Source organism: Agreia sp. (genome assembly GCF_964263775.1).
Classification (GTDB): Bacteria; Actinomycetota; Actinomycetes; order Actinomycetales; family Microbacteriaceae; genus Agreia.
The window spans coordinates 1-3,461 of record NZ_CAXVWM010000158.1 but is presented as its reverse complement, the minus strand read 5'-3'; the positions used below and the strand labels follow the sequence as shown (position 1 = coordinate 3,461).

General features: G+C 68.4%; 5 protein-coding genes. All 5 read right to left on the bottom strand.

Annotation, left to right across the window (positions count from 1 at the left end):
• Positions 1–569, bottom strand: a 569-nt coding sequence (gene cofC / locus ACE5CZ_RS11710; protein WP_374947507.1) for a 2-phospho-L-lactate guanylyltransferase, incomplete at its 3' end; no start/stop codon positions are given.
• Positions 566–1,420, bottom strand: coding sequence for a coenzyme F420-0:L-glutamate ligase (locus ACE5CZ_RS11705; RefSeq protein ID WP_374947506.1), 855 nt, complete (start codon positions 1,418–1,420; stop codon positions 566–568). The genes cofC and ACE5CZ_RS11705, both read right to left, overlap by 4 nt.
• On the bottom strand, positions 1,420–2,421 hold the full coding sequence (locus ACE5CZ_RS11700) for a TIGR03557 family F420-dependent LLM class oxidoreductase (protein ID WP_374947505.1): 1,002 nt from the start codon (positions 2,419–2,421) through the stop codon (positions 1,420–1,422). The genes ACE5CZ_RS11705 and ACE5CZ_RS11700 overlap by 1 nt, the downstream gene beginning before the upstream one ends.
• Before the next feature lie 68 nt (positions 2,422–2,489).
• Positions 2,490–2,972: a pantetheine-phosphate adenylyltransferase gene (gene coaD, locus ACE5CZ_RS11695; RefSeq protein ID WP_374947504.1), complete on the bottom strand. Its 483-nt coding sequence runs from the start codon at positions 2,970–2,972 to the stop codon at positions 2,490–2,492.
• Between the two features lie 9 nt (positions 2,973–2,981).
• Positions 2,982–3,461 (bottom strand): ATP-binding cassette domain-containing protein (locus ACE5CZ_RS11690; RefSeq protein WP_374947503.1); only part of this gene is annotated, 480 nt, incomplete at its 5' end.

Here is a 3,461-nt window from a genome sequence, read left to right as displayed (position 1 = left end):
TCGACGTCGAGGCGCATCCGGTCGCCACGAGCGATGTCGAGCTCGACGTGGCCCGCCTCCCGGTGCCTCCGCGCGGATCCGAGGCCGAATCGTGGAACGAGTTCGCGGGGCGAGATAGCGGTGATCATCGTGGTGCCCGTGCCGTCTTTGTCTGTGAGCATGCCGAGCGGATGCGACGCCGCGAGTTCGAGCGCTGCGGTCACGTCTCGGGGCCGAATAGAGGCGAGGTCGCTCATCAGGGCCGCGACAGGGCGACCCGGGTTGAGTTCCATTGCTGCGCGGATGCCCCGGGTGAACGCGGCGTTGAGTCCGGTTCCCGGATCGCGACGCACCAGGGCGCCGAGGGCCTCGAAACGCTCCGACACCTCGGTGCTCGTCACCACGATGACGCGCACGACCGGAAGCGCGGCACGCACGGCGTCGACCGCGTCGAGTGCGAGCGCCAGCGCGAAGTCGGCGCGGCGCGACTCGGGAATCTCCGTTTCGGCGAGCCCGCCGAGAAGCCGACTCTTCGCCCCTGCGGTGCCCTTCACCGGCATCACGACGACCCATTCGCCCGTGGCGCTCATCGCGCTCGCCTGCGCAACCGCACCCGCGACGGCCGGGCCGGCGCACGGTGGCCGCGACGCGCATCCGACACGCCCTTCGCGTAGCCCTCTGCGAAACCCTGCGCGTTCGCCTCGTCGGAGCCGAGCCTGAACATGTCGCTCTCGGGCGACCGCACCAGCGCGCGGGCGGGAGTGTCGAGCGTGTCGACGACGAGCCGCTCGAGTCCGCGCACCAGGGCGACCGGCACGCCCCAGGCCTTGCCCTTCACGAGGTCGGTTGCCGATGCGAGCTCGTCGCCTGTCGCGGCCTGCGTCACCGACAGCGTCTGCCCGAACGTGTCGGTGCTGCCGCGCAGGTCGTCGATGATGCGCACCCCGGCCGCGCCGATGGCCGCGTCGATCTGGCCCTCGCGCCACGGCCTGCCGAGGGTGTCCGAAACGATGATTCCGATACGGGCACCGGATGACTGACGCACGGCCGCGCACAGGGCGCGCGCCGAGGCATCCGGGTCTACGGGAAGCAGCAGCACTGTGCCCTCGGGGGTGTTGCTCGCGTCGACTCCGGCGGCGGCCTGCACGAGGCCCTGTCGGTTCTCGACGATGCGCGTCACGCCTCCCGGATGCGCCCGCGACGCCACGAGCCGCACCGTCTCGCGCGTGATCGCGTCCTCACGATCGGTGGCCGCGATCACCCGGCCTTCTGCCTTGGAGACGATCTTCGACGTGACCACCAGGATGTCGCCGTCTTCGAGGGCGAGCTCCTGGTCGTGAAGGGCAGAGAGGATGAGCACCCCGAGGTCATCGCCCGGCGAGACCTCGGGAACACCCTCGATGCCGATCAGCCGAACCTCGGCGGCGTCGCGACGAGACACTAGCGGTGCAGCTTCGGCAGTACGTCGCGGCCGAAGACCTCGATCCACTCTTTCTGGTTGCGGCCGACGTTGTGCAGATAGACGCGGTCGAAGCCCAGGTCGATGAAGCTCTGGATGTAGGCGCGGTGCACATCGGGATCGCTCGAGATGACAAGGCGCCCTTCGAAGTCTTCGGGTCGCACGAGTTTGGCCATCTGCTCGAGTTCGAACGGCGAGCGGATGTCGCCCTTCGGGAACTTCATTCCGCCGTTCGGCCACTCGGTCATGGCGTTGACGAGCGCGATCTCGTCGGTCTCGGCCCACGACATGTGCAGCTGAAGCACACGCGGCATCGTCGACGGGTCTTTGCCCGCCTCGCGCGCGCCCTCGTCGAACTTGGCGAACAGGCCCTCGATCTTGGCAAGCGGCGCTCCGACCGTGATCAGGCCGTCGACGTGGCGGCCCGCCCTCTTGGCGGTGACGGGTCCGGCCGTGGCGACAAGGATCTCGGGGGCCACGGGCGGCATGGTCCACAGCCTCGTCGACTCGAGCTTGTAGAACTGGCCGGAGTGCTTCACGTCTTTGTGGGCGATCGACGCGGTGAAGAGCTTGTTGATGATCTCGATGGCCTCGAACATGCGGTTGATGCGCTCGGGAGCCTCGGGCCAGTAGCCGCCCACGATGTGCTCGTTGAGCGCCTCGCCCGATCCGAGGCCGAGCCAATGCCGGCCCGGGTACATGGCGCCCAGGGTTGCGGATGCCTGGGCCACCATCGCGGGATGCCAGCGGAACGTCGGTGCGGTGACGCCCGGTCCGAAGTCTCCCGTGGTGCGCTCGCCGAGCGCGGCGAGAACCTCCCAGACGAACGCGCTCTGGCCCTGCTGCGGAACCCAGGGCTGAAAGTGATCCGCCGCCATCACGCCCGTGAAGCCGTGCTGTTCAGCCAGAGCCGACAGGGCGACGGCCTCGGTGGGGTGGAACTGCTCGAGCATGGCGGCGTAGCCGATGGAGAGATCAGACATGGCTCCATCCTCCCACTCGCGTGTGAAGAACAGGTTTCGAGGCGCTGCCCCTACTGCGTGTTCAGGCCCTACTGCGTGTTCAGAAAGTCGGCCACGACGGTGGGCACGTAGGGCGACACGTCGCCACCGAGCGACGACACCTGTCGCACGAGCGAGCTCGACACGTGCGCGTGCGCGGGGTCGGGCAGCAGGAAGACCGTCTCGACCCCGGCCAGGTTGCGGTTCACGATGGCCATCGGCGTCTCGTAGGCGACGTCGACCTGAGAGCGGATTCCCTTGACGAGAGCGCGCGCCCCGACGTCAGTGCAATAGTCGACGAGCAGCCCGACACTCCACGAGCTGACCACGATGTTCGAGGGCAGACCCTCGTCGAGAATGGCCTGCTCGATGAGACGGACGCGCTGCGAGATGGGCAGCAGCGCGGTCTTGGCCGGGTTGTGCACGACGAGCACGTGAACCTCGTCGAAGAGGCGCGCGGCGCGTGAGATGACATCGAGATGCCCAAGGGTGACGGGGTCGAAAGATCCGGGGACGACGGCGACGCTGCTCATTGTTCGACCCTATCGTTCGATCACTCGACCGGCATCGACCTGCCAGTGCCGGTCGAGCCGCACGGTCTCGAGCATGCGCCGGTCGTGAGTGACGAGCAGAAGCGTTCCTTCGTAGGACTCGATCGCCTGCTCGAGCTGCTCGATGGCCACGAGGTCGAGGTGGTTGGTGGGCTCGTCGAGCACCAGCAGATTGACGCCCGTGGCCTGCAGCAGCGCGAGGCCCGCCCGCGTTCGCTCACCGGGCGAGAGCTCGTCGACGGGGCGCGACACATGGTCGGCCTTGAGACCGAACTTCGCCAGCAGGGTGCGGATCTCGGCGACGGGCCAGTCGGGCACCTGCGCCTCGAAGCTCGAGGCGAGCGTCGCGGAGCCCGCGAGCACGGCTCGGGCCTGGTCGATCTCGCCGATCGCCACACTGGCTCCGAGACTCGCCATTCCCTCGCTCGGAGCGGTGCGGCCGAGCAGCAGCCGCAGCAGCGTCGACTTGCC